Here is a 25,603-nt window from a genome sequence, read left to right on the forward strand (position 1 = left end):
CATTTCGACGTGATCCGCCGCGGACGAATCGGATGGCGTGCTAGAACCAGAAAGTGACTCTGTGTGAGCAGATCGAGATCGACGATCGAACACGCATGATCGTCGGTCAAGAGTTGGATTTGGTCGGCGGCCGGCCGGACGTGTGCAACGTGATCGTTCACCGAGCCGGGGATCTGCTGGTGCTTGTCGACAGCGGTGCGACGTCGGTGTTCCGCGACGCGATTCGGTCCGCTGCCGACGACCTCGCCCCGTGGTCGAAGATTCTGCTCCTCACGACCCACGGCCACCCTGATCATGTCGCGAACAACGACCTCGTCACCGAGCTGGGCGAGGGGATCGATCACGCGAATGTGCAGCATTTCGTCAGCGCGCACGACGCGGGCCAGTATCACGACGACGGACTGTCCTACTGGATAACGAGTTTGGGTCGCGTGTCCGGCCTGGTGCCGGGGTTCGAAGATCCTTCTGCGGCGGCTCGCCAGCTGCTCGCGATGTACCAACCGTACGTTCCCATCACCGACATCACCCGGACCTACGAGGAGCTCCCGCTCGAGCATCTCGTCATCGGCACTCAGCACGTGTCGGGCTGGTCGTTCGGCGGCGGTGCCGTTCAGGTCATCCGCACCCGGGGGCACTGCGCCGGCCAGGTGGTCGTCCACCTTCCCGAGGCGCGGCTGTTGCACCTGTCCGACGAACCGAACGGCCCGTGCGGAGCGATGCACGACGCCAACCAGCTGAACATCTTTGCCGCCGCCGCCCAGGCTCTGACGCTGGTCGAGACCGGTGCCGTCGACGTCGTCACCGAGGGCCATGCGTTCGAGGTGTTCGATCGTCGGACCGCGGCCGAACGCCTGACGAAACTGCTCGATCAGGCTGCGGCGCTCGACGACGCCGCACAGGAACTGCTCGCCGGTGGCATCAATGACCTACCGGCGTTCGTGGAAGCCTTCGTTGCGCGCTCGCAGGAGCTCGGTGCCTCGGGTGCGAACCCGAACCCCATGTTCAACACCATGATGACGATCGCCAAGCTCCGCGACCTCGGTCTCGTCGTGGAAGGTGAAGGCTCGCAACAGACATGGAGCCGACCCGTGCTCGACGACACCCCGCGCGCGCCCTGATCACCGCTGGAGTCAGTCGTCCTCTTGCAGCTCGACGAGGGCCAGCGCGGTGTCGACGGCGGTCAGGTTCTGTGCCAAAGGGCGCGGCAGCAGCTCGTCGACCCGCGCGAGCCGTCGGTCGATTGTGTTCCGGTGCGCATACAACTTCTCGGCCGCCTTGGAGATGTTGGACTGCTCAGCGATGAAAACCCGCACTGTATGGCGAAGTGCGCGGTCGGCGGTCGCGAGCGCACCGAGCGTGTCGGTGATGAAGAGTTGTGCCTCCGGGACGTCGGACGCCAGCAGGGAGATCAGCTGGACGTCCTCGAACCGCACGGTACGGCGGCGGGATCCGAGACGCGCCAGGAGATTCTGCGCCGCGGCGGCGTCGAGATGACTGCGCCGAAAGCCGTTGACATCCGGCCCGGCCCGGCCGAGGGCTATGCGAACCCCGGGGATGTCCGCGACGATTGCAGAGAGGTCAGAGGCGAGGGGCGCCCGGGTCACCGGTAGCCACACCCACAGTGCCGCGAAACCGGCAACCAGGGTCAACCGGCGCTCCGCGCCGCACACGCGCATGAGCTGTTCCGCCGCCACCTCGAGCCCGCCGACGTGGTCCTCCGAATCGACCCACACGATCGCGGCGAGGTGGTGACCGGTCAGCGCATAGCCGAGCTGCGCCTCTGCCCGACCGCGGGTGATCGAGGCTCCCTGAAGCAGCAGTTGCACCGTCGCTAGACGTTGGACCAGCGGTCCGCGAGCGAGCTCGGTCCGCACCTCGTCCACATGGGCGGACACCGCTGCCATCAAATCGTAGAAGTAGGTTGTGAGCGAGTTAGCTGAGATCTCGACCAGCTCTCGCAGCTCCTCGAGGTCATCCGTAGCGTCGAAACACCCCTTCAACCACCAGCACCACGTGACCCATTGCGATGCCCGCCACGCATCGACGTCGTCAGTGTCGACGCCGCGCAGCACCAGGTCGCGTGCATGCTTCACCAAGTCCGGGAGGAGCGTCGGCTCGACCAGCTGCCCCGGGTGGTCGATGTTGGCCACGAGCCAATGGGCCAACGTGGAGTGGGTGAAGCGTCGATCCAGCTCGGCGAGCATGGGGTCCTCGGCGAACGTCGGATCCTCGAGGCTGCGCTGTCCGGCGTCCCAGGCTTCGTCGGCGACCGCGGCCACGGTCGCCTGCATTCGTGTGGCGAGGTCCCGGAACAGCTCGCATACCCGAGGAGAGGGTGTCGGCCCCGGGTGGCCTGACTTCTTCACCATGCCTCCCTAGCCGGCGGATCCGAAATTGCGTGGACCGCCTCGAACATATCGCCCCGAAGCGCCCGGGGCGCCATCCGTGTGAAAATTGGACACGGGGTGGGCGTCCCGGGCGGGGCACTCAGGCGTTGTGAGATTCCGCGCGCGAAGCGGGCGGCTCAGAGTTCCAGATAGTCTGCGAGCTCGTGGTAGTCGCTCATCCACAGGCCTGCGGTGCCCGTGGGGTACTGGGAACGGAAACCGATGAGACTCTGCACCCGAGGCGACAGTGAGCGGGCCGTGTCCATGGAGACGAGAAACGGGTAGGCCTCCTCGCCGGTGAGGATGCTCGGCCCCAAGCCGATGCTCAACGCGCGGCGGTGGAAGTCTGTGGTCAGGTTCGCGCCGCCACCGTGCGCCACCTTGCTACTGAAGAGCAGGACGTCACCGGCATTCATGGTCGCCGGAATCGTCTGTTCCGGGGTGCCGCGGTCCTCGTAGTCCGGCCAGCGGTTACTGCCGGGAATCACCCGGGTGGCGCCGTTCGCCTCGGTGAATTCGGTCAGGGCGATGAAGAAGTTGACCCCGGTCTGCGGTCCCTTGGGGCCCAGGCTGAGGAACGGGTACCAGTTCTCCAGGTCCCGGTGCAGGGGTTGTGCCGGGCTTCCGGGACCGATCTCGATCACCTGAGCCGTGACCATCCAGTAGCTCCCCGCCTCCTCGCGGAAGATGGCATCGCCGAGGGCGTGGAGGAGGTCGTGGTCGACGATCTCTTTCCGAAACACCTCGCTGTGGGTGACCATGTTGGTCAGCCGCTTGGTCTGGGAACCGAAGAACTCCTGGACGGTCTCATCGTCGATCTTCGCCCCCGGCGCGATCGCGCCTATGGCGGGCTCGACCTCCGAATTGAAGCGCTCGACTTGCTCGGGGGTCAGAAACCCCTTGATGATGACGCCGCCATCCTCGTGGACGATGCCGACGATCTCGTCGATCGGCGCGTCGCTATTCACCCTGCGCAGGCTTGCTGTGGTGGCTCCAGTCATGGTCTCTTTCCAATCTCGTTCGTGTCCAAGGCGAATCGGCTTCGCCTGACTACCGTCGTGCTGTGATGCCGCTCTCAGATTCGCGGTCCGACGCGCTGCGATCCACACCATTGCGCATCAGGGTGAGTGCAGGGTGCACCATCGCCCGATGCGGGGATGTGGCTAGCGGGAGGCCAGGACGTTGGCCGGCTCGGCGTCGGTCAGGGCAGCGACCTCGACCGCCGCCCGTTCTCCGGCAATGACCGCACCCTCCATCGAGCCGGGCCACGTGGGCGAGGCCTCCGATCCGGCGAAGTGCAGACGCCCGGCCGGGGCGGCGTAGCCCGGACCGCACGTGGTGAGGAGTCCGGGCGGCCAGGTCGGGACGCACCCCGTCGTCCAGCGCTCGTCGGTCCAGTTCGTCTCGTGGTATTCGTCGGGGTGCAGGGCTTCCTCTCCGAACGCACGGGCCAGGCCCGCGAGGACGGCCTCGCGACGCCGGACCGCGTCGTGCGGCATCGGGTCGGGCAGATCGGCACAACTCCCGCCATCGCCTCGCGCGAATCCGACGAGGACGCCCTGCTTCTCGCCGGGCGGGGTGTCGTCGAAGGTCAGCATCAACGGCGCGGAGTCGCTCATGGTCGCCCCGCTGAGACCCTGACTCCGCCAGAAGGGCTCCCGATAGACCACATGGACCTTGTAGGCGTGCATCATCGACATACGCTCGCCCATGGTCCGTTGAGGTAGCGGGAGTTGGGGATCCACGCTGATGGCGGCGCGGTCGGCAGGGCTCATCGCGATCACCACGCGGCGAGCGTGATGGGTGTGGCCGGGCGTGTCGACCTCGACGTGGTCGTCGTACTGGCGGATCGCAAGAATCGGAGAATTGAGGACGACTCGGTCTCCGAGCTCGGCAGCCATCCTCAGGCTCAGCTCGGCGGAGCCGCCGGTGAAGGAACGCTCGTTGCCGCCGGAGAGAGATGCAAGGAGAGTCTCCACACCGCCGATCGAGCGCAGGTGGCGGAGGACGAAGAGCAGCGACAGGTCGCCCGGCCGAGCCCCGAGGGTCAGCGTGGCGATGATTGCCCACAGCGTGCGCGCCGTACTCGTCTTGGTCGTGCGCTGCACCCATGATGCGAAGGTGAGGCCGTCCAACCTCGCTGCCTCCGGCGTCGCCAGCGCGTCGTCTGCGGGGCTGCGCTTGCACAAACGGTCCAGACGGATCAAGGACTGCGTGAAGTCCGCAGAACCGATCGGGTCCGCTGACCACGGCATCGAACCGCTGAACTTGATGACGCGCCCGCGGCGCTCGAACACCGCCTTTCCGTGCTCGTGGTGGGGCCAGGTCGACACGCCGAGTTCTTCTCCGAGCGCGATGAGCCGTTTGTACTCGGGACCGACCAGCTGACCGCCTTCCTCGGCGAACCGACCGTTCCCGAGCTGGTGGACCTTGGTGCGCCCACCGACCCTGTCGCGGGCCTCGAGGACCCGCAGGGACGTGATGCCTGCCTGGTCGAGGCGACGGGCCGCGACCAGCCCGGACAGGCCGGCCCCGATCACGATGACGTCGACGGTGGCTGTCTCGCGTTTCATGGCTACGTGCTCCATCCAAAAGCTGTGTGGTTGTTTACTGTTCGTTCGCCGGCCCGGTTCGGGGTTCATGCCGCGATGAGATGAGGCGTCGGCGTCCGGGGGAGTCGAAGCGCCGCAAGGACACCCGGAATGGACAGCGCGGCGAGCAGGACGAGGATCACCCGCGGCGTGTCGAGGAACATCTGCGGGGCGAGCACGAACGCGACGCCGCCGAGATTGCCGAGAATCGTGAGAAACGCCGTTGCGGATGCGGCGTTCGCAATGCCCGCGTGGATCTCCGACCACTCGAAGACGATTGGCAAGGCGGCCATCATGAAGAAGCCGACGACGACGGCGAGCACCAGCAGGGTCACGTGATTGCCTGTCGCCGCGAACGCCAGGAGTCCGAAGACCTGGACGACGCTGATGGCGATCAGGGCGGTGCGCCTGGCGTCACGCCTGGCCGCGAGACCGGGGATGGTGATGGCGCCCGTGACGCCTCCCAGGGTCAGGGCGATCACGAGTGGTCCGCCGAACCCGGCATTGCCGAGGTGGTCTTGGACCGTCTCGATCCACGTGATGAACGCGTTGAACAGGCCGAAGAGGACGAACATCACTCCCGCGAGCATCCAGAGTTCCCGGGTTCGACGGAGGTGGCTCCGGGCGACGGCAGGCTCGGGGTCCACCACGGCCACGGGCACCCGGACGACCGTCACCATGATCAGTAGCGCCACGCCGGCGGCGGTGCCGACGGCTGCGTGGACTGCGACCAGCAGCGTGATTCCGCCGTGTTCGTACAGCGGCTGTCCGGTGACGGCGGCCAGGAGTACTCCGAGGTAGAACGCTGCCGAGAGCAGAGCGATCACGGTGGGCCGCTCCTGCGCGGAGAAGTACCGGGCCGGGTACTTGGTGATCGCGTTGGCGACGAAGGGGGTGCCGGCGGTGATCAGAACCTGTCCGGCGAGGGCCCATCCGTAGGACGAGGGATCGACGAGGCGGAGCAGTGGTCCCACCGCAATCATGGCGGCGCCCACCGCGAGCGTGGTGTCGAACCGTCGGTCCAGGAAACGGCCGGAGACGGTGCCGAGGAGGACCAGGAAGAGAGGGGAGAGCAGCGCGAGGTTCCCGACCGACGCCTCGGAGACTCCGAAATCCACTCGTACGCCCGACGTGACCGTGGCGTAGGTCAGGAACGTCATCGTGCTGGTGGTGAGCGCCGCAGCGTAGGCGGCCATCACGGCCCATCGTATTGCCGACGGCTTGATCGCAGTGCGGTGGTGATTCTTGGTGGCGCCCTGTGTCATCGGGCACTCCTTCCGGGGCAGTGACTGTGAAGTAGAACACTCCATCTGCGGCCCTACCTGGGACTACACCAATACGCCCCATCCTCCGCCGACGCGCGGTGCGATCTGCCCCAATCTGCCTTCTCGGCCTGCCTCGCTCCCTGGCACCCCGCGATCAGGCGGTGATCTCCTCGACGGCGACCTCCACGACCTCGGTCGGGCGCTCGCCGTCGGGGTCGAGGCGCGCATGCTGGGCCAGGTTGTCGAAGAAGGTGCGAGCGGGGATGACCTCGGGGCCGTGGACGCCCGGTTTGTCGACCTGACCGCGCGCTGTCATGAGCGTCGCCACGGCCAGGGGGATGCCGGTCATCGTGCCCATGCTGTCGTCGGGTACGACGAGAGGCCGAGCGCCGACCCGGACGCGCTTGCCGTTCTTGGTCCCCTCCGCAAGCGCGAAGAGCACCGGCAGCGACGGCGCGGGACCCGCAGCGGATCCCATCGTGCTCGGTTCGAGCACCAGGGCTCGGCTCGCCGCGGCCACGTCGAGTTCGCCGGAACGGACCCGGTCAGCCGTGCGGATCACGGCCTCCATCAACCGCGGGCGAGAAGTCATGAGGTTGAGGGATTCTCGAACTCCGCTGCGCGTCCGGGGAAGCGTCAGAGGCTCGGGATGACCACACACCCAGACGGGCGCCTCACCCCAACCCGGGTAGCTGATCGTGCGCTCCTCGAGCGGCCGAGCGTCCGCGAGGCCGCCGTCGCGCCACACCTTGATGGTCGCGGTGCAGTTGTGGATCCAGTGCTCGATCGCCGCGGAGGATGTCACACTGGTGTCGACCTCGGCACGCTGGAAACCGGATGCACGCCAGGACGTGTAGACGGTCTCCACCTCGTCGCATTCGTCCATTGCCAGGACGCCGAGGAGATTGCTGATGCCGGGGCTCGCGCCGACCCCGATCACCGCCGTGATGCCGGCTTCGCGTGCCTCGGCGTCGAGTTCGAGCATCTCGAGCGTCGGCTCGAAATCGTCGCAGATGTCGAGGTAGTGCGTACGCGTCGCGATCGCGGCGCGCAGAACGAGAGGCCCGAACCGATAGAACGGTCCCGTCGTGTTGAGCACGACGTCGATGTCGGCGAGTGCATCGGCGAGCCCGTCCGGGTCGGAGATGTCCAGCGCGAGCGGTGTCGCCCGGGGGCCGAGCTTGTCGGCGAGTGCTTTGGCGGCCTGCTCGTTCCGATCGGCGACGAGGACCTCGGCGATCTCTTCGGCGTCGGCCAGCACTCGGCAGGCGTGGGCACCCATCTCGCCCGCACCGCCTGTCACGAGAACCCTTGTTCCGGTGGGATATTCAACAGCCATAGTGGATTCAGTCTCCAGTGTGTCGGCAGGGATCGGACCCTGCGGAGGGTTGAGAGGCGGGCGTGTGGTCGACGTCGTCCTCGAGCGCATCACGCTCGCCCGCGGTGAGAGGCCGCGGGCCGCGCGCCTCCACGTCCCAGGCCACGAGTGTCGCCTCGGAGCGGTTACACACGGTGCCTTTGGCGTCGAGGAGCAACTCGGCGAGATCGATGCTCGATCGGCCCAGGCGCACCGGTCGGATCACGACCCGGAGCGGGCCGTCTTCTTCGAGGATCTCCCTGAGGTACTGCATCCGATGAGCGGCAACGACATACGCGGGACTGCGGGTCTTCCAACGGTCGCGCAGGTACTCCACCCGCGCCTGTTCGAAGGCCTTGGGGTAGACGGCGGCGGTCAGGTGGCCCAGGTAGTCGAAGTCGTACGACCACGGGTGCACCGTCGTCGTCCAGCTCATGGGGTGTTCCAGGTCATGGCGATCTCCATCAGGTCTTGACAGCGGATGGGCGAGTACCGTTCTATAACAAACGTCTCAAATAAGAAACCCCAAACGAAGAACGGAGCCCCCGTGAACGACGTCAGCAGGCCTCGACCGCTCACGGTCGACCGCGTCAGCCCGGTTGACGACCTGCTGCGCGCGGTCGCCAGGGACCCAGGCCGCCCGCTGTTGCGGTCCCACCACGAGGTCCTCTCCGTGGGTGAGCTGGCCGACCGGGCGCGCTGTGTGGCAGCGGAACTCGGGCGCCGCGGCGTCTCGGCAGGGGACCGCGTGGCCCTGGTCAGCGGCAACTCGATCGACCGGGTCGTGTGGATGTTCGGCATCTGGTGGCTCGGAGCGGTCGAGGTGTCGGTCAACGTCGAGCTCCGCGGCCCGATGCTGTCCCATGTCCTGACCGACTCCGACCCCAGCCTGATCGCGTGTCAGGACGACCTCCTGGAGCCGGTCCGCGATGCGACGGCCGGGGACGTCCTGCCGATGAGCGAACTGACGGTGGAGCCTGTCCACCAGGCGGTGCTGGACGAACTCGATGCTGCGCAACGCGGCTTCGGCCCCGGCGAACTCGCGACCATCCTCTACACCTCGGGAACGACGGGTCCGGCCAAGGGGGTGATGCTCCCGCGGGCGTACTTCTCCAACCTCGCCGAGGTGTGGATCGACCGGCTCGATCTCGGCGCCGACGACATCGGTTACTTCCCGCTCCCGTTCTTCCACGTCGATGGCCACGTCCAGCTCACGGCATGCATACAGTCGGGCGGCTCGATGGCCTTCCGTGACCGGTTCTCCGTCTCGGAGTACTTCACCGACGTCCGACGATTCGGAGCGACGTGGGCATCGGGTGTGGGCGCGATGCTCTCGATGCTGGCCCAGGCAGAGCTGCCCGAGCCGGGCTCGCACCGCCTGACCCGTCTGCTCGGGGCCCCGGTTCCGCAGGTCGCCTACGAGACGTTCGAGGACCGACTCGGTATTCCAGTGCTCACGATCTTCGGTCAGACCGAGTGCGACGGCATCGCGATGGACAGCGTCGGGCAGCGGCGCCGCGGCGCGGCGGGACGTATTCACGACGCGATCGACGTTCAGGTGGTCGACGAGAACGACCGACCGCTGCCTGTGGGCGAGACGGGCGAGATCCTCTACCGTCCGCGGCGCCCGCACCTCGCAGCCCTGGGGTATTGGCGGCGTCCCGAGGCGACGGTCGAGGCGTGGCGTAACCTGTGGTTCCACACCGGCGATTCCGGGCATCTCGACGGCGACGACTTCCTCTACTTCGACGGGCGCCGGACGGACAGTTTGCGCCGGCGCGGCGAGAACATCTCGGTCTGGGAGCTCGAGCACAGCCTGAAAACGGCTGGTGGCGTTCAGGACTGCGTGGTCATCGGTGTCCGCGACGAGCACGGCGGCGAGGACGAGATCAAGGTCTTCATCGTCCCGGACGGTGAGTCTCTGGTGCTCGAGGAGTTCATCGAGCACTGCCGCAAGGTGCTTCCCCGATTCGCCATGCCGAGATATCTCACCGTCACCGACGGATCCGAGTTCGTCCGCAGCGCCGGGACCGGCGTGGTCCAGAAGCACCTGCTCTCCCGCGACATCACGTCGCCCGACGTCATGGAAGTACCCCGATGAGCGCATCCAATGGATTCAACTGGTCTGACGCGTTGTCCGAGTTCGACGTTCGCCGCACCCAGGCTCGCAGCCTGGGCGGTGAGCGCCGGGTGGGGCGACAGAAAGAGCAGGGCCGGTACACGATTCGCGAGCGGATCGACGCCATCGCCGAGAGCTTCAGCGAGATCGGTGAGTTCGCCGTCTTCGAGGAATACGACGCGCTCGGCAACAAGCTGGGCACCCTTCCCTCGAGCTACGTGTGCGGCCTGGCGAGGGTGGACGGCCGGCCCGTCGCTCTCGGCGGTGAGGACTTCACGGTCCGCGCCGGCGCTCCGCAGTCCTACCTCGACCGCATGAAGGGCGGGATGGGTGGCTTCGTCGAGGACCTTGCCCACGAATACAAGATCCCGCTTCTGATGTTCGTCGAAGGCATCGGCGGCGACGTCGCGGCGCAGGAGGACAAGGGACACGCCTACCTCACCAGTTCCTTGAGCTGGACTCGTTCGTTCGAGCTCCTCGACGAGGTGCCGGTCCTGACCATGGTGAGCGGCGCCGCCGTCGGAGCCAGCGCGGCACGGGCCGTGGCCAGCCATTTCTCGGTGATGACCAAGGATTCCGTGATCTTCGCGGGGGGCCCGCCGCTGGTTCGGCGCGCACTGGGTCTCGACATCGACAAGCACGAGCTGGGCGGTGGGCCGGTGGCGACCAGCTCGGGCGCCGTCGACAACCTGGCGCGGGACGAGGACGACGCAATCGCTCAGATCCGCGCGGTGCTGAGCTATCTACCCCAGAACGTCTGGGAGCTCCCGGAGCGCACGACGTGCGAGGATCCCGTCGACCGCCGTGCGCCGGAACTCCTCGACATCATCCCGGAGAACCGACGGCAGACCTATCGTGCGACCAAGGTGATCAAGGCTGTGGTCGACGAGGGGTCATTCTTCGAGATCGGCTCCAGGTGGGGCAAGAGCCTCGTCACCGGTCTCGCCCGGATCGATGGGATGCCCATCGGTGTCCTCGCGAGCAACCCACAGCACCTCGGCGGCGCGATGGACTCGGCCGCTGCCGAGAAGCAGGTACGGCTGATCAACCTCTGCAACACCTTCCACCTCCCCGTCCTCTACTTCGTCGACGTTCCCGGGTTCATGGTCGGTCCCCAGGCAGAGCGGGCCAACGTCATGCGATGGGGAGTCCGCGCGATTCAGTCGGTGGTCGAGGCGACGGTGCCCATCATCACGGTGCAGGTGCGCAAGGCGTACGGCCTGGCTGTTTCCGCGACCGCGAATCCCGACCGGCTCGGGCTGCGCCTGGCATGGCCCAGCGGCGAGTGGGGCGACCTTCCCATCGAGGGTGGCGTGGAGGCCGCCTATCGGCGAGAGATCGAGGCGGCGGAGGACCCCGCCCGGATGCGGGCAGAGATCGAGGCCCGGATGGGCTCCCTCGTCGATCCGTGGCGGACGGTCGAGGCGTTCGGCGTGGAGCACATGATCGACCCGCGCGAGACCCGTGAGGTCGTGGCCTCATTCCTCGATGCCGGCCAGGGCGCGCTCGCCGCTGCCGTGAGCCCGGCGCGCCCAGACCGGCGCCGTGGCCGATGAAACCCAACAGGTGCGAACTGCGCACCACCGGAACGGAGAACAACCATGAATGAAATCGCTGCCGAATGCGCGGCCACCGTGTGGAAAGTCGTCGCGGCACCTGGTGACCGGGTCAGCGAAGGCGACGTGCTGCTCATCCTCGAGTCGATGAAGATGGAGATCCCGGTCGAGGCCGAGGACGACGGAGTCGTGGCGCAGATCCACGTCACCGTCGGAGCCGGCATCTCCGAGGGCGACCTCCTCGTGACGCTGGAGGGCTGAGCTCATGTTCGACAAGGTTCTCGTCGCGAACCGGGGAGAAATCGCCGTACGCGTCATCACGACATTGCGGCGTCTCGGCATCGCGAGCGTCGCCGTCCACTCCGACGTCGACGCGGGCAGCCTGCACGTCCGGATGGCCGACGAGGGGGTGCTTATCGGTGCAGCCCCGGTCGCGGAGAGCTACCTGAGGATCGACCGCATCATCGAGGCCGCCCTCGCCACCGGCGCGCAGGCGATTCATCCCGGCTACGGCCTGCTGTCCGAGAATCCGGAGTTCGCCCGCGCGTGTGCGTCGGCCGGGCTGGTGTTCATCGGCCCTGGGCCCGAGTCGATGGAGATGATGTCGTCGAAGATCCGGGCGCGGGAAACCGTGACGGCCGCCGGCGTCCCCGTCGTTCCTGGCGATACCGAGCCGATCCACCCCGGCCCCAAGGCCTATGCGATCGCGGACGCCATCGGCTATCCCGTCGCCGCCAAGGCGGCGAGCGGCGGTGGCGGAAAAGGGTTCCGCGTGGCCCATGGCCCCGACGAACTCGCCGCCGCGGTCGAAGGCGCGTCGGGTGAGGGCGAACGCTTCTTCGGCGACGCCACTGTCTACCTGGAGCGTTACCTCGAGAACCCGCGTCATGTCGAAGTGCAGATCATCGCCGACACGCACGGCAACATGGTGCACCTGTTCGAGCGGGACTGCTCGGTGCAGCGGCGGCACCAGAAGCTGGTCGAGGAGGCGCCCTGTCCGCTGCTGACGGACGCCCAGCGCAGGCACCTCGGTGAGATCGCGGTGCGGGCAGCGCGAGCCGCGAACTACTACTCCCTCGGCACGGTCGAGGGACTGCTCGTCGGCGACGACTTCTACTTCCTCGAGATGAACACCCGCATCCAGGTCGAGCATCCGGTCACCGAGCTCGTCACGGGGCTCGACCTGGTGGCGGAGCAGATCCGCATCGCCGCTGGTGAGCCGCTGAGTTTCGGCCAGTCCGACGTGCGGATCCACGGCCACGCGATCGAGTGCCGGGTCAATGCCGAGTCGGCCACCAAGGGCTTCCGCCCAGGACCGGGCCGGATCGAACGGTTCGTCGCACCGGTCGGAGATCGAGTGCGGGTCGACACCGGGGTGGCCGAAGGAGACGACGTCCACCCCTACTACGACCCGATGATCGCCAAGGTGATCACGTGGGGTGAGGACCGCCGCGCTGCCACCGACGCGATGCGCAAGGCACTCGACGAGACCGTGATCGCGGGCATACCGACGCTGATCCCGTTCCATCGCGCGCTGCTCGCAAGTGAGGAGTGGGAGCGCGCGAGCACCTGCCGTGAGCTGGTCGAGGACCGGTCCTGGCTGAAGTCCACCGCCGCCTGGGACGACAGCTCCGGGTGAGGGGTGCACTGTGCACCACGGAGCGTCCCTGAACGCCCCAGATGTGTGTGGCGCGAGGCACAGCCGCTGGCGAATCATTGCTACCGGGCCGGGCGATGGGCCCCGCGGATCGAACTCAGGAGTGCAACTATGGCCGGCAGCGGGGCTCAGTGATGTGCCGAGTCGAGCGCACTCATCGCGAGCGCCGAGTCGACCCAGGTCCGGACCGGGGGCTGGACGGTGGGATCGCCCGTGTCCCAGAGGTTCGAACCGAGCACCGCGTAGCTGGCGTAACCATCGATGAGCGCCACCAGGTAGTCGCCGATCTCGCGCGCTCGGGACGTGGGCTGGTCTCGGGAGGCCAGCGCCGCGCGCACGTGTTCCTCGACGGTCGAGCGCCACGACGCGAGATAGTTGATCATCTCTCGCCCCAGCTTGTCCGGGGAGCTTGCTGCCTCGGCGTAGAAGAACAGGGTGATCCGGCTGAAGGCCACCGACTGCGCGTCGAGCGGAATATGCGCGGTCAGTATGCGAACCAGCCGCTCGATCGGGTCCAGTCCGGTGTCCTCGGCGATCGCGGCCAGCCGACGGCCTGAGAGCCAGAAGGAATGCCGGAAGGCCAACTGCAGCAGGTCGTCTCGACCACCGACGTAGTGGCTCAGCACGCCGGTGGACCAGCCACTGCGGTTCGCGACGTCCCGCACGGTGACGCCGGAGACGCCGCCCTCGGCGACGATCGCGAGGACGGCGTCGGCGATCTCGGCACGCCGCTGGCGGTGGTCGACGATCTTCGGCATGCCCGTATTTAAACACAACCGATCGACTTAAATACCCACGAGGAGCGCGCTCATGACCATGACTGGCACGACTGCCAGGAGCGACGTCGATGCGCTGATCATCGGCGCAGGTCCGTCCGGCGTCACTACTGCCCGACTGCTGGCCGAGAGCGGGTTCCGGGTGACCGTCCTGGAACAGGGTGACTGGCCCGACGTCGCCGACTACCCCAGCGAAAAGCTCGAACGGGAACTGCTCGTCGCCGGCCGCTGGAACCCCAACCCCAACCACCGCCGTGGACCGAGCGATTATCCCGTCAACGACGCCGACTCGGACGTGCACCCGTTCATGTTCAACGGAGTCGGCGGCAGCAGCGTCCTGTTCTGGGCGGAGTGGCCCCGAATGATCCCCTCCGACTTCCGGGTCCGCACCCTGGACGGTATCGCCGACGACTGGCCGATCACCTACGAAGATCTGCAGCCCTACTACGAGGCTGTCGACGAGATGATCGGCGTCTCGGGGCTGGGCGGCAACATTGCCTATCCGCCCGGCTACGCGCCTCCCCAGCCGCCGCTACCCATCGGCCGCATGGGCCGGATCGCAGCCGAGGGCATGAACAAGTTGGGCATCGGCTGGTGGCCCGGCACGTCGGCGATCCTGTCCCAGGGCGTCGGCTCCCGCGGAGCGTGCGCCCGCTGGGGGACCTGTGGGAGCGGCTGCCCGGAGGGAGCGAAGGCGTCCTTCGACGTGGCGATGTGGCCCGGTGCACTGGCCGCGGGTGTGAACCTGGTGGTCGGGGCGCGGGTCAGGGAGATCACGGTTTCCCCCAAGGGTCTCGCGACCGGCGCCACGTGGATCGACCGCGCAGGGGTCGAGCAGCACACGTCTGCGCCGATTGTGATCTTGTGCGCCAACGGAATAGGCACACCGCGGCTGCTGCAACTGTCCACCTCTTCGCTGTTCCCGGATGGGCTCGCGAATTCCTCCGGCTACGTCGGGCGCAACCTGATGATGCACCCGGTGGCGACGGTTCTGGGTGAGTACGAGCAGGACGTCGAGCCCTGGCTCGGGCCGGAGAGCCACCCGATCTGGTCCATGCACTTCGCGGAGACCGACACCAGTCGCGGATTCCGCCGCGGCGCCAAGTGGACTTCGGTCGTGCTTCAGGGGCCGGTGAGCCTGCTCCAACGGTTCGGAGAGCTGCCGCTGTCCGAGCGGAGCGGTCTGGCCGGGCACCAACTCGTCGAGCGTCTCTACGGCAATTCGTTCGAACTCGCGGCCTCGATCGAGGACCTGCCCGTCTTCGAGAACAGGGTGACCCTCGACCCCGAACTCGTCGACAGCGACGGCATCCCGGCGCCGAAGATCCACTACAAGATGTCGGACGAGAGCAAACGCGCCCTCGACTGGAACCTGGACCGGATCGTCGAGGTTCACGAGGCCGCGGGCGCCATCTCCACCAAGCGGGTGGACTTCATGGGCGAGACCGGGTGGCACCTGCTCGGCACCGCCCGGTGCGGCGATGATCCGACAACGTCGGTGGTCGACGGCTACGGACGGTCGCACGACGTTCCGAACCTCTACATCTTCGACGGCAGCGTCTTCGTGACGTCATCCGCGGTGAATCCGACCCCGACGATCACCGCCTTCGCGCTACGGGCCGCCGAGCACCTGATCGAAACCGCTGCCGAGCAAAGGACCCCGCTGTGATCGAACTTCCCGATGACAACGCCCGTACGGGGGCGGCACGCATCGCCGACCTGTGGTTCCCCGGGAGCGCGCGGTCGCCCAGGTTGACTGCGCTGCCCGGCTACGACGCTCTGCTGAGCCGAGCGCTCCAGGTGGATCCCGCGCTCTCCGAGGCCTTCATCCAGGTCGCCGAGCTGGCCGCCGGGGTCGACGACCTCACGGCCGAGGTGATCGCGGACTGGCCGGAGGAGCTCGCCGAGGCGGCCTTCTATTTCCTCAGCTGCACGTACTACATGGCGCCCGAGGCGCGCCAGGCCGTCGGCTATCCCGGTCAGGCCCGGACACCTTCGTCGGAGGCCACGCCGGACCAGATGCTCGACGACGACCTGCTCGCAGCGGTGCTCGCGTTGGGCCCGACCTACGTCCCGACCCCCACCACCGACTGAAGGAACAACCTCATGACCCCCGAGAAGATCCTGGCAGATGCGCAGCGGCGGATCGACGACCTCGCGCCGGCCCACTACATCGGCGGAAGCTTCGTCGCGAGTACGGGCACCGAGACGATCGAGGTGACGAGTCCCGGCGACGGCGCGCGGCTGGGTGCAACCTCGAACGGCACCGCGGCCGACGTCGACGCCGCGGTCGCTGCGGCGCGCGCGGCACTTCCGGCCTGGGCGCGACTGACCCCCGGTTCCCGGGCCGAGGCGCTGTTCCGGCTCGCGGACGCCATCGACGAGCACGCCGACCTGCTGGCCGCGCTCGAATCGCTCAACGTCGGCAAGTCCTATGCCTATGCAGCGTACGAGATTCCACTCATCTCCGACTGCTTCCGGTTCATGGCCGGTGCCGCGCGGACAACCCAGGCGCCGGCACCCGGCCAGTACGCCGAGGGCCGGCTCTCCTACGTCCGGCGTGAACCCGTCGGCGTGGTCGGTGCCATCACGCCGTGGAACTTCCCGCTCCTGATGGCGGCCTGGAAGATCGCGCCGGTGCTCGCCGCAGGAAACACCATCGTGCTCAAGCCCGCCGCGTTGACGCCGTTCAGCACGCTGATCCTCGCCGACCTCGCAACGGGCATCCTGCCGGACGGCGTGCTCAACATCGTGGTCGGCGAAGGCGCAACGGTCGGTGACGCGATGAGTCGCCACGACGACATCGACATGATGGCCCTGACCGGCAGCCTCCGCTCGGGCCGGCTGGTCGCGGAGGGTGCGGCGGCCACGGTCAAACGCGTCCACCTCGAGCTCGGCGGCAAGGCGCCCGTCGTGGTGTTTCCGGACGCCGACCTCGACCACCTCGTCCAGACGCTGATAGAAGCGGGTTACGGCAACGCCGGCCAGGACTGTGGCGCGGCGACGCGGGTGATCTGCCACGAGGATGTGCGGGACGAACTCCTCGAGGCCCTCGCCGCCGCCGCTGGGGAGCTCCGCAGCGGAAACGCCTCATCGGGTGAGGATTTCGAGCTCGGCCCCTTGATCAGCGCAGCCCAGCGCGACCGCGTCGCGGACATGGTGGACCGGGCACGCAAGGACGGTGCCCGAGTCGTCCTCGGCGGCGAGGTGCCCGACGGCCCCGGATTCTTCTACCCGCCGACAATTCTCGCCGACGTCGTCTCCGGTTCGGAGATGTCGCGCGAGGAGGTCTTCGGTCCGGTGATCTCGGTGGAAACGTTTGCCGCCGACGCCGAGGCGCTGGCCAAGGCCAACGACGTCGAGTACGGTCTCGCGGCTTCGGTGTGGACCCACGACTCTGCGCGTGCGCTGCGCTTCACCGAGGACCTGAACTTCGGTTCCGTGTGGGTCAACACCCACCTCAACTTCACCAACGAAATGCCGTGGGCCGGTTTCGGGAAGTCGGGCTACGGCCGCGACAACTCCACGTACGCCCTCGACGACTACACCCGCACCAAGCACGTGATGCTCCCGATCGGTGCACCCCTCGACGCCTGAACACGAACCCGGCGGGAAACCCCGACGGTGCACTCTGCACCGGGCACCGTCCCAGAACACCACAGATGTGTGTGGCGGCGGTCATACCCGCTGGCAGACCATGACAACAGGGTCGAAGGTCCGGCCCGTGCCGATCGAAATTAGGAGTTCTCTATGACCGTCACCAGTGCCCCTCCCGAGTCCGTGGACATCGTGATCATCGGAGCCGGGGTCTCCGGCGTGGGATCGGCGTGCTACCTCCGAGATGCCTTTCCCGGCAAGAAGATCGTCGTCCTCGAGGGGCGCGGCCGAATCGGTGGTACCTGGGACCTCTTCCGTTACCCGGGCGTCCGGTCCGACTCCGAACTCCACACCTACGGTTACCAGTTCAAGCCGTGGAGCCACGAACACGCGATCGCAGACGGACACCTCATCCGCGAGTACCTCGAGGAGACCGCTGCCGAGAACCATATCGATGGCTTGATCCGGTACCACCATCAGGTCGTGTCGGCCGACTGGTCCAGCACCGAGGGCGCGTGGACCCTCCAGGTTCGGGTCGCTGTCCCGGGACAGAAGGCGAAAACCCTAGCAATCAAGACGAACTGGGTCTACGGTGCCACCGGCTACTACCGGTACGAGGAGGGATTCACGCCCCAGTTCGAAGGCCGCGAGGACTTCGCCGGCGACGTCCTGCACCCGCAGTTCTGGCCCGAGAACTACGACTACGCGGGCAAGAAGGTCATCGTGATCGGCAGCGGCGCGACCGCCATCACGATGGTTCCGGCGATGACGACGGGTCCCGGTGCAGCAGAGCACGTCACGATGCTACAGCGCACCCCCACCTACGTGATGACGCTCCCGCGGGTCGACAAGGTTGCCAAGTTCCTCTACCAAATACTCGGCCTGGAGCGCGGATACGCCGTCACGCGGCTCAAGAACGTGTGGCGGGACTTCTTCTTCGTCGGCTACATGCTCAAGTTTCCCGACTCGGGCCGCAAGCTGATGCGCAGCCTCACCCGGAAGGCGCTGCCCGACGGCTACGCCGTCGACACTCACTTCAACCCGCCGTACAAGCCCTGGGAGCAGCGGCTGTGCATGACACCCGACGGAGACTTCTTCGAGGCGATCACCGACGGCCGGGCCTCCGTCGTGACCGACAAGATCGATCGCTTCACCAAGACCGGCATCCGGCTGGCGTCGGGTGAGGAAATCGCCGCGGACGTGATCGTCACCGCCACCGGGCTCAACATGCGCATGTTCGGCGGCATCCCGCAGACGGTCGACGGAGAGAAGCTCGCCATCGGCGACTCGGTCACCTACCGCGGAATGCTGCTGTCGGGTCTGCCGAACTGGTCCTTCGCGTTCGGTTACACGAAATACTCGTCGTGGACTCTCAAGGTGGGCCTGACCGCTCAGTACGTCATCCAGCTGATCCGGCACATGGAGGCTCACGGATATAACCAGGTCGTGCCGGTGGCCGAACCCGGAATGGCGACCGAGCCGCTCCTCGACCTCAACGCGGGCTACGTGACCCGCACGGCGGACACCCTGCCCAAGCAGGGAACCGAATTGCCGTGGCGAATGCTGACGTCGTACCAGGCAGACAAGAGGCTGCTCAAGAGTGACGTCGCTGATGACCACCTGCAGTTCAGCTCCGGGAGCGATCGGCGGAGAAATGGACGAGCGGTGGCCGCCACGGGGTCCGCGAGCAGAGTGCAGGTGCGATGAGCACCGCAACTGCCGCGCCCCGCATCTCGGTCGGGGAGTGGGTACAGCGACGCGTCGGGATCGGGATGGGTCAGCTTCCCGCATCGCTGCTGAAGCGTCTGGTCACGGTGCCGGTGAACGCGGACGGTGAGCAGATGGCGCCCGAGATCGCGGTCCTCATGTCTGCCGTCGCAAAGGCCCCCGACTTCAGCGATCTCAGTCCCGCCGAAGCACGTGCCACCGAACTGAAGGATGCCGGGATCTACGGCGAGCGGCCCCTGCCGATGCGACAGGTGGAGGAGCTCGAGTTGCCAGGAGGCCTCGCAGCAACCCGATACCGCGCCGGCACCTCGGCCAATGGGCTCGTGGTGTTCTTCCACGGCGGCGGATTCGTGCTCGGCAGCAGGGCCGCGTACGAGGGTCCCGTGCGTCTTCTTGCACAGCAGACGGGCATGGACATCCTTTCCGTCGAGTACCGGCTCGCGCCGGAGAACCCCTATCCGGCACCGCACGACGACGCATTGGTCGCCTGGGAGTACGCCCTGGCCCACGTCGGCAGATGGGGCATCCCGCTCGACCGTATCGTCGTCGCGGGCGACAGTGCAGGAGGGAATGTCGCTGCGGCACTTGCCCAGACGTTGCGCGCGTCCGAGCGAAAGCCTGCGCTTCAGGTGCTCATCTACCCGGTCACCGACCTCGCAGGCTCCCGCCCCTCGAACGAAGAGTTCGCCGACTCGCCGGCGCTGACCGCCAAGCAGATCGCATGGTTCCTCGACCAGTACCTGCCACCGGCCGTCGACCGCACCGACCCGCGCGTTTCACCGCTCCTCGCCGCCGACCTGACCGGCCTGCCGCCGACTCTCGTGACAGTCGCAGGCTTCGACCCGCTTCGCGACGACGGCCTCGCCTACGCCGACAGGCTGACCGAGAGTGGCGTCCCCACCCAGCTGATCAGGGAACCGGGTCTCGTGCACGGCTACCTCTCGCTCACCGCACTCAGCACGACGAGTCGGGAAGCTGTCGAGCGAATCGCGTCCGCCATCGTGCGGGCCATTGTGTGAAACTCACCCGTCTACAGGAGAACCCATGTCCAGTTCCAAGTTGGCTCTTTACACACAGAAGATGAAGGAGATCTGTGCTGCTGTCGCTGCACGCGACCTCGAGACAGTGCTCGGGTACTTCGATGACGAGTGCGTTGTCGTAAACGGTGCGAGCGGGACGGTGGGCGACAAGTCGGCCCTCCTCCCCGGGTTCGAGGAGATGTTCGAGACATTCCCCGACTGGACTCCGCGTGTGGCTACGTCTTTCCTGGAAGGCGATACCGTGGGTGTTCTCTTCGAGGTGACAGGGACCGCTGGTGGGTCCGGTCCGAAGGTCACGTGGATCGGCACCGGGTACTCCACGTTCGATCCCGAGACACTGAAGATCGTCCGCGACGTCTACTACATGGACGAGGCAGCCCTGGAGCAGAAGATAAGCGACTCCGGGCTGGTCGGCTGATCCCGTCCCGCGCGAGGGCCACCGCGTACCTCGCGCGTGGCCGCGGCGTCCGCGGCTCACCGCGCGGGCGAACGTAATTCGACGACCCTTTACTACCGAGGCATAACAAGCATGAGGCAAACAATCGACGACAGCGCGATGCTGAATCTTGCACGCAGGTGGGCACCTTACGGAAGCGTCCCCGCCGGCGAAATTTGGATTATCTTCGGGATGGGCCCCGAGCGGTTCTACGCACATCTCATCCGGATATTGGGCACGCTCACTGCTCGCGAGCTCTCGCCAGATCAGCGCCAATCCCTGCGGTACCTGGCCAAGCGTCATGTCCAGGGGCCGTACCCGCCCGCAGGGGCGGTATCAATGGGCGAGAACACAAGACGATGACCGAAACACTTTGATTCCACGGACGCTTGTCGGCGTTAGGCGTCGACGAACTCCTTCGGCTCGGGGGTCTGGCGTAGTTGCCTCCTGAGGTCGACGGCTGCCGTGGTGTAGATGAGGGCCACAATGGTCAGGACGATCCCGAACTTGTCGGAATCCTCCACCCGGTCGCCATCCCGTATGACGTTCCCTGACCTGCATCACCGGTCCTCCAGCGGGTGGAACGAGCCACCCGACTTCTCGGCCGCCGTCCGGGTGAACACCGGCTCCGCACGGAGCTGGCGCTGGAGATCGCGCATCGCCTCGGGGCGAGGCTCCTTGCTACGCGAGTGCTCCCGATCCGGCTGCTGCCCGTACCGCGGTGGGACTTACACCGAACCACCGCCGACATGAGCGTGTCAGGACACTCTGCTCGCTGTAGCCGAGGAGTCCAGCGACCTGGCTCAGCGGCAGGTGGGTGTCGCGGAGATACCGCTGCATCTCCTCCTTGCGGACATCCTCCACGAGTTCGCCGAAACTGGTGCCGTGCGCCGCGAGATTACGTTGCAGTGTGCGCGGATGGACCGCGAGATGATCCGCGACCAGTTTGATATTGAGTCCGCCCGTGGAGATCATGCGCCTGATGAGGTGACGGACGGAGCCGTCGAGCTGGGTGTCCTCCGGGGCGGCGATCGAGTCCAGGTAGTCCTGGACGACCTGGTGAACTGCGGAGTCCGCGTCCAACCGTTGAGCCAGTACCTTTTGGTCGAACAGGAAGCCGGTCGAATCGGTCCCGAAGTCGACCGGGCATCCGAAGTAGTCGGCGTAGTTGGATACGTCCTCGGCCGGCTGATGGCGGAAGCTGACGGCATACGGCGTGAAGTCCTGCCCGGCCAGCAGGCGGAAGATCTGCACTGACACGCCGATGCCGAGCTCGGCTGCCTGCCGATGCGGGGGAATCCGTTCGGCGACGATCCGCCAGTCGAACCAGGCGTGCCGGCGGCCTGGCCGCGGGTCGATCGTCACCCGTAGCGCAGGGCTGTAGACGGCCAGATAGCGCGTGATAGCGCTGGCTGCGGCGGCGACCGTCGGTGCCGTGCGCGCGGCGACACCCACCGGACCGAGGATCTCGAGGCCCTGTCGCTGTGCCAGCCGCCGCCCGAAGTCCGGCGTCCCGGTGGCCTGCGCAGCGAACTCGAGGACCGTGATCACGCTGCGGTAGTCGATGAAACTGTCGTGGTCGCCGACCACCTCGGCGCGCAGCCGAGCACGGGCCAGGAGCGCCGACGGATCCACACCCAGCTCGGTGACGAGCTCGGCGAACCCTTGTAGCGATGTGCCCCTGATCACGGTCATGTCGCCAACTGTCAAATCAATGTCGCCTTCTGTCAAGACCTGAAGGCCGCGTCGCGTCGACGATGGAAGTCCCAAGATGTTGTCACCGGAAGGGACGAGCAGATGACCAGAGAACAGTTCAGCGCAGCCGAACTGGAGGAGTTCAAGGCCGCGCAGCGGCTGGCCTACGACGCCACGGCCGCGATCGAGAAGGAGCTCTTCGAGGGCATGACCGAGCGACAGGCCGCGACGATGTTGGAGGACTGGCTCGGTGCCCGCGGCGTCACCCGGTTCTTCCATTACGGCTTCGCCTGGTTCGGCGACCGCACCCGCTTCGCTGGTTTCGCGAAGCCGTCGGGCAACGGTGTCACGGATCTGCTCAGCCCGAAGATGGCGCATTTCGGCAAGCAGTTCCTGCCGACCGACCGGCCGCTTCGTCGGGGTGACGCCGTGATCCTCGATGTCGGTCCGATCTCGGGGAGGGCGGCCTCCGACATGGGCTACTCGTGCACGTTCGGCGAGCCGACGGACGAGTTCCATCAGGCGCGGATGGCTCTGGCGCCGTACCGCAGCCGGATCCTGGAGATGGTGCAGGCAGGAGAGACACGTGGCGCGATCTACAAGGAGGTCGACGCGATCATTGCCGACCAGGGCTACGAGAACGTGCACTCCTACTACCCGGGCGGCGTCCTCGCCCACAGGGTCAGCCGGATCCGTGGGCTCGGACTCCCGACGTTCCGCATCAAGAACTTCAGCGCGCAAGCGGTGGCCTACTTGACCGGCGAGATGGTCGAGGGAATCGTCCGCCCGTCGAACCACGACACGCCCCTGTGGAACAGCGAGTCCGACCGTCCCTGTGAACCCGGTCTGTGGGCAATCGAGCCGCATATCGGAAAGGGCGACATCGGCGTCAAGTGGGAAGAACTCCTCGTGGTGACCGAGGACACCGCCTACTGGCTCGACGAAGACCTCCCGCACGTGCGCTACTGGGCCGAGCACGGCGTCATGACCGATCCGAAGGCCGCAGACACGGCATGAACCTCGCAACCAACTTTCTCGAGACGGCTCGGCGCATCCGACCTTCGGGTTCTCACTGCCGTCTCAGTGCCTGCGAGGTCGATCACGAGTGGGATGCCGGTGTCGAACCAATGGCTGTGAAGGTCCTTGATCTTGGCTCGGGAGGGGCGCCCGCGCAGATGAAGCCGGCACTCGCCGTAGTCCATGAAGGAAACCGTCTCGCAGATCGCTTCTCTGGCCTGCTGCAGTTCGGTCGGGTCGTTGATCTCTCGCGCGATACCGGCGAACGTTCGGCGTCGCAGTCGCAGATGTACGTTCGGGTTGTTTCGGATGTTCCACACCCAGGATGACACGGCCAGGGGGCGCTCGAGTGCCAGGGCGGGCGGTGGAGGTGTCGATGCCTTGGTTGAGCTCGATCAGCTTGATTCCGCGCTCATCGAGGTGGGTGGCGAGTTCGGTCATGTGCCGCACCGACCGGAACGGCCGCGACAGCCGGGTGATCACCAGTTCGTCACCGCGGTCGTTTCCGACCCGATCCCATTCGTCTACGCGCTGGCCAGGGACTGCGCCGCATCCGCTTTTTTCGGCAATTACTACGGGAACTTGCGCACATCGGGCCGCTCGGGCTCGCTCGAGCGTGGGGGAGTGGGGCGGGCTCGCCTACGCGGGCTCGAGGTCGCGCTCGAACTCGATTTCATCCCGAAGCGGGATCTTGTAGTAGCCCACGTCGGGGATGTCCGGCTTCAGGGTCCGTCTCGCCTCGTCCACTGCGCCGCATCGAACGGCCGACAGACGGAAGCCGCGCCGCTGGTAGAACTGCATCGAGTCGAGGTTGTCGTTCGTCGTGACCAACCATAGTCGCGAACAGCCTTGTGCACGAGCGACTTCGGCGATGCGTTCGATGAGTGCCGTGCCGACACCGCCCCACTGGCCGGATGCGCGCATGTTCACGATTTCGCAGTTCGTGCCGTCGATGTCGTAGATCAGCACCCCGACCGTCTCGTCGTCGGCCGATGCGATCAAGGCCGGGCGGTCGCGTGCGTCGACCAACTCGCCGCGCCGGGCGATCTGGGTGGTGTGCTGCGCCTGGAGGAACGACGTCAGGCGTGGCTCTCCTGTGGGTACCTCATAGATGTCGACCATGTCCCTATCTTCCTCGCCCCACCGAGGCTGGACCAGGGTGGAAATGTCGGGTTGGGTCAGGATCACATGCCCATACCGCCGTTGAGCTCCACACCTGTCCGGTGATGTAGGAGGAGGAGGAGGCGGCGGCCAGTAAGTGCACGACACGTGCGACCTCCTCGGGCCGTCCCGCCCGGCCGGCGAGTACCTTCTCGGTGATCGCCGCGGTCATCTCGGTGGTGAACAGTGAGCCGTACCAACGCGGTGACCGTGGGGCCCGCTGCATCTCGGTTTCAGTCCTCGGAGTAGGTACGCAGCCGCGGTCGCGGCGACTGCGCAGGTGGCGGTTCGGGTGGTTGGTGGACGGGATTGCAGATGTCAGGCAGGCAGTCGACGACGGTGATGCGTTCGTTGATCTGCTCGCGCAGTCGCTTCCGGTGGGCATCGAGCTGCTTGGACAAGTCGATCAGGTGCTCGAGCAAGCGGCCGTGCCGGTCGAGCTTGGTCACCACCAACTGGTCGCCGGCGCGATTCGCCGACAGCAAGGCCCTGTCCAGTTCCGGGCGGGATGCAAGCTTGCCGGAGGCCTTCTCGACGAAGACTTCCTCGCAGCCGGCCGCGGTCAGCGCGTCATGCTGCGCCTCGGGATGCTGATCCCGCGTCGACACTCGGCCGTACCCGACTCGCACCCATCAAACGTATCGCGACCGGTCATAACGAGAGTGCCACGACGAACCGACTTGGTCGGCTCGGTCGATCAGCAACGGGTTGATGCCACGGTCGGCGAGGGCCACCGCCGCCGCGACCCCGGAGGAGCCGGCACCGACGATCGTGACTTGATGCTCGCTCAAGTGCGGCAGGCAATTCCGCGATATTTTGCGGCCTGACTCAATTATCCTGCTATGCCATTCCGTCCACACATCCGCGGACGGTGGTACCCGCAACACCTCAGGGTGTTGCGGGTAGCCGTGAAGTACATCCATCTCCAACGTCAGCCACGTTGGCGGTAGGACGGTGAGATCTATGCAGCCGCTACCTTCCCGCAGTTTCGCTCGCTCGTAGATCCTTGCGGAGGATCTTGCCCGCGGCGGACTTCGGGACGAGGTCGATGAACTCGACCTTGCGGACCTTCTTGTGCGGGGAGACCCGCTCGGCGACGAACGCGATGACCGCGGCCTCGTCGAGTTCGGCGCCCTGCTGCTTGACGACGAATGCCTTCGGGACCTCCTCGCCCTCGTCGTCGAGGACACCGATGACGGCGGCGTCGGCGACCTGCGGGTG

General features: G+C 66.7%; 24 protein-coding genes and 3 pseudogenes. 12 read left to right on the top strand and 15 right to left on the bottom strand.

What is annotated here, in order from left to right:
* The first annotated feature begins 95 nt into the window (after window positions 1-95).
* Window positions 96-1,118: an MBL fold metallo-hydrolase gene (locus ACFTWF_RS39055; RefSeq protein ID WP_378466435.1), complete on the top strand. Its 1,023-nt coding sequence runs from the start codon at window positions 96-98 to the stop codon at window positions 1,116-1,118.
* A 12-nt stretch (window positions 1,119-1,130) separates the two neighbouring features.
* On the opposite strand, the gene ACFTWF_RS39060 is transcribed toward ACFTWF_RS39055, so the two are convergent.
* The 6 genes from ACFTWF_RS39060 to ACFTWF_RS39085 all read right to left on the bottom strand — a co-directional run bounded on the left by ACFTWF_RS39060 (window position 1,131) and on the right by ACFTWF_RS39085 (window position 8,036).
* Entirely contained in the window at window positions 1,131-2,369 is a 1,239-nt protein-coding gene (locus ACFTWF_RS39060; protein WP_378466436.1) for a helix-turn-helix domain-containing protein, read from the bottom strand.
* A gap of 155 nt (window positions 2,370-2,524) precedes the next feature.
* Entirely contained in the window at window positions 2,525-3,388 is an 864-nt protein-coding gene (locus tag ACFTWF_RS39065) for a phytanoyl-CoA dioxygenase family protein (protein ID WP_378466437.1), read from the bottom strand.
* Window positions 3,389-3,550: 162 nt separating this feature from the next.
* Window positions 3,551-4,960 carry a flavin monoamine oxidase family protein gene (locus tag ACFTWF_RS39070; RefSeq protein ID WP_378466438.1) on the bottom strand — a complete coding sequence of 470 codons (1,410 nt, stop codon included), beginning with the start codon at window positions 4,958-4,960 and terminating at the stop codon, window positions 3,551-3,553.
* 65 nt (window positions 4,961-5,025) lie between these two features.
* Entirely contained in the window at window positions 5,026-6,243 is a 1,218-nt protein-coding gene (locus ACFTWF_RS39075) for an MFS transporter (RefSeq protein WP_378466439.1), read from the bottom strand.
* 154 nt (window positions 6,244-6,397) lie between these two features.
* Window positions 6,398-7,546: a saccharopine dehydrogenase family protein gene (locus ACFTWF_RS39080; RefSeq protein ID WP_378466440.1), complete on the bottom strand. Its 1,149-nt coding sequence runs from the start codon at window positions 7,544-7,546 to the stop codon at window positions 6,398-6,400.
* Between the two features lie 43 nt (window positions 7,547-7,589).
* Window positions 7,590-8,036, bottom strand: a complete 447-nt coding sequence (locus ACFTWF_RS39085; RefSeq protein WP_378466441.1) for an acyl-CoA thioesterase — start codon at window positions 8,034-8,036, stop codon at window positions 7,590-7,592.
* A 111-nt stretch (window positions 8,037-8,147) separates the two neighbouring features.
* Between ACFTWF_RS39085 and ACFTWF_RS39090 the strand changes: the two genes are divergently transcribed.
* Genes ACFTWF_RS39090 through ACFTWF_RS39105 form a run of 4 tightly spaced genes read left to right on the top strand, consistent with a single transcriptional unit; the run spans window position 8,148 to window position 12,914 of the window.
* Entirely contained in the window at window positions 8,148-9,701 is a 1,554-nt protein-coding gene (locus ACFTWF_RS39090) for an AMP-binding protein (protein ID WP_378466442.1), read from the top strand.
* Window positions 9,698-11,275, top strand: coding sequence for an acyl-CoA carboxylase subunit beta (locus ACFTWF_RS39095; RefSeq protein ID WP_378466443.1), 1,578 nt, complete (start codon window positions 9,698-9,700; stop codon window positions 11,273-11,275). Before ACFTWF_RS39090 ends, ACFTWF_RS39095 begins: the two co-directional genes overlap by 4 nt.
* A gap of 45 nt (window positions 11,276-11,320) precedes the next feature.
* A complete protein-coding gene (locus tag ACFTWF_RS39100) occupies window positions 11,321-11,536 on the top strand; it encodes a biotin/lipoyl-binding carrier protein (protein ID WP_378466444.1) in 216 nt (71 codons plus the stop codon).
* Window positions 11,537-11,540: 4 nt separating this feature from the next.
* Window positions 11,541-12,914 carry an acetyl/propionyl/methylcrotonyl-CoA carboxylase subunit alpha gene (locus ACFTWF_RS39105; protein ID WP_378466445.1) on the top strand — a complete coding sequence of 458 codons (1,374 nt, stop codon included), beginning with the start codon at window positions 11,541-11,543 and terminating at the stop codon, window positions 12,912-12,914.
* 146 nt (window positions 12,915-13,060) lie between these two features.
* Here the strand turns inward: ACFTWF_RS39105 and ACFTWF_RS39110 are convergent, their stop codons facing one another.
* Window positions 13,061-13,690, bottom strand: a complete 630-nt coding sequence (locus ACFTWF_RS39110; RefSeq protein ID WP_378466446.1) for a TetR/AcrR family transcriptional regulator — start codon at window positions 13,688-13,690, stop codon at window positions 13,061-13,063.
* Between the two features lie 52 nt (window positions 13,691-13,742).
* Here ACFTWF_RS39110 and ACFTWF_RS39115 point away from each other — a divergent pair, with 52 nt between their 5' ends.
* From ACFTWF_RS39115 to ACFTWF_RS39140, 6 genes are all read left to right on the top strand, one after another.
* Window positions 13,743-15,377: a GMC family oxidoreductase gene (locus tag ACFTWF_RS39115; RefSeq protein ID WP_378466447.1), complete on the top strand. Its 1,635-nt coding sequence runs from the start codon at window positions 13,743-13,745 to the stop codon at window positions 15,375-15,377.
* Window positions 15,374-15,802: a hypothetical protein gene (locus ACFTWF_RS39120; RefSeq protein WP_378466448.1), complete on the top strand. Its 429-nt coding sequence runs from the start codon at window positions 15,374-15,376 to the stop codon at window positions 15,800-15,802. The genes ACFTWF_RS39115 and ACFTWF_RS39120 overlap by 4 nt, the downstream gene beginning before the upstream one ends.
* 12 nt (window positions 15,803-15,814) lie before the next feature.
* Window positions 15,815-17,305 (top strand): aminobutyraldehyde dehydrogenase, encoded by a 1,491-nt coding sequence (locus tag ACFTWF_RS39125; protein WP_378466449.1) that lies wholly within the window; start codon window positions 15,815-15,817, stop codon window positions 17,303-17,305.
* Between the two features lie 153 nt (window positions 17,306-17,458).
* Window positions 17,459-19,012 (top strand): flavin-containing monooxygenase, encoded by a 1,554-nt coding sequence (locus tag ACFTWF_RS39130; RefSeq protein WP_378466450.1) that lies wholly within the window; start codon window positions 17,459-17,461, stop codon window positions 19,010-19,012.
* Complete coding sequence (locus tag ACFTWF_RS39135; RefSeq protein WP_378466451.1) at window positions 19,009-20,052, top strand: alpha/beta hydrolase; 1,044 nt, start codon at window positions 19,009-19,011, stop codon at window positions 20,050-20,052. Before ACFTWF_RS39130 ends, ACFTWF_RS39135 begins: the two co-directional genes overlap by 4 nt.
* 25 nt (window positions 20,053-20,077) lie before the next feature.
* Window positions 20,078-20,491: a nuclear transport factor 2 family protein gene (locus ACFTWF_RS39140; protein ID WP_378466452.1), complete on the top strand. Its 414-nt coding sequence runs from the start codon at window positions 20,078-20,080 to the stop codon at window positions 20,489-20,491.
* A gap of 416 nt (window positions 20,492-20,907) precedes the next feature.
* Here ACFTWF_RS39140 and ACFTWF_RS39145 read toward each other — a convergent pair whose 3' ends face one another.
* Window positions 20,908-21,033 carry a hypothetical protein gene (locus tag ACFTWF_RS39145; protein WP_378466453.1) on the bottom strand — a complete coding sequence of 42 codons (126 nt, stop codon included), beginning with the start codon at window positions 21,031-21,033 and terminating at the stop codon, window positions 20,908-20,910.
* A 157-nt stretch (window positions 21,034-21,190) separates the two neighbouring features.
* Window positions 21,191-22,204: an AraC family transcriptional regulator ligand-binding domain-containing protein gene (locus ACFTWF_RS39150; protein ID WP_378466454.1), complete on the bottom strand. Its 1,014-nt coding sequence runs from the start codon at window positions 22,202-22,204 to the stop codon at window positions 21,191-21,193.
* A gap of 102 nt (window positions 22,205-22,306) precedes the next feature.
* Here ACFTWF_RS39150 and ACFTWF_RS39155 point away from each other — a divergent pair, with 102 nt between their 5' ends.
* The gene (locus ACFTWF_RS39155; RefSeq protein WP_378466455.1) at window positions 22,307-23,221 is read left to right on the top strand and encodes a M24 family metallopeptidase; all 915 of its coding nucleotides are present in this window, start codon (window positions 22,307-22,309) and stop codon (window positions 23,219-23,221) included.
* Here ACFTWF_RS39155 and ACFTWF_RS39160 read toward each other — a convergent pair.
* From ACFTWF_RS39160 to ACFTWF_RS39185, 6 genes and pseudogenes are all read right to left on the bottom strand, one after another.
* Complete coding sequence (locus ACFTWF_RS39160; protein WP_378466456.1) at window positions 23,167-23,553, bottom strand: nitroreductase/quinone reductase family protein; 387 nt, start codon at window positions 23,551-23,553, stop codon at window positions 23,167-23,169. The two genes, ACFTWF_RS39155 and ACFTWF_RS39160, sit on opposite strands and share 55 nt — an antisense overlap.
* An 85-nt stretch (window positions 23,554-23,638) precedes the next feature.
* Window positions 23,639-23,704, bottom strand: a pseudogene (locus ACFTWF_RS39165) (hypothetical protein); the annotation flags it as partial.
* 156 nt (window positions 23,705-23,860) lie between these two features.
* A complete protein-coding gene (locus ACFTWF_RS39170; protein ID WP_378466457.1) occupies window positions 23,861-24,343 on the bottom strand; it encodes a GNAT family N-acetyltransferase in 483 nt (160 codons plus the stop codon).
* A 272-nt stretch (window positions 24,344-24,615) separates the two neighbouring features.
* Window positions 24,616-25,011 (bottom strand): recombinase family protein, encoded by a 396-nt coding sequence (locus tag ACFTWF_RS39175; RefSeq protein ID WP_378466458.1) that lies wholly within the window; start codon window positions 25,009-25,011, stop codon window positions 24,616-24,618.
* A gap of 12 nt (window positions 25,012-25,023) precedes the next feature.
* Window positions 25,024-25,173 (bottom strand): annotated as a pseudogene (locus tag ACFTWF_RS39180) (FAD-dependent oxidoreductase); the annotation flags it as partial.
* Between the two features lie 181 nt (window positions 25,174-25,354).
* Window positions 25,355-25,603: pseudogene (locus tag ACFTWF_RS39185) on the bottom strand (4-coumarate--CoA ligase family protein); the annotation flags it as partial.

Source organism: Rhodococcus sp. NPDC056960 (assembly GCF_042674125.1).
Classification (GTDB): Bacteria; Actinomycetota; Actinomycetes; order Mycobacteriales; family Mycobacteriaceae; genus Rhodococcus_F.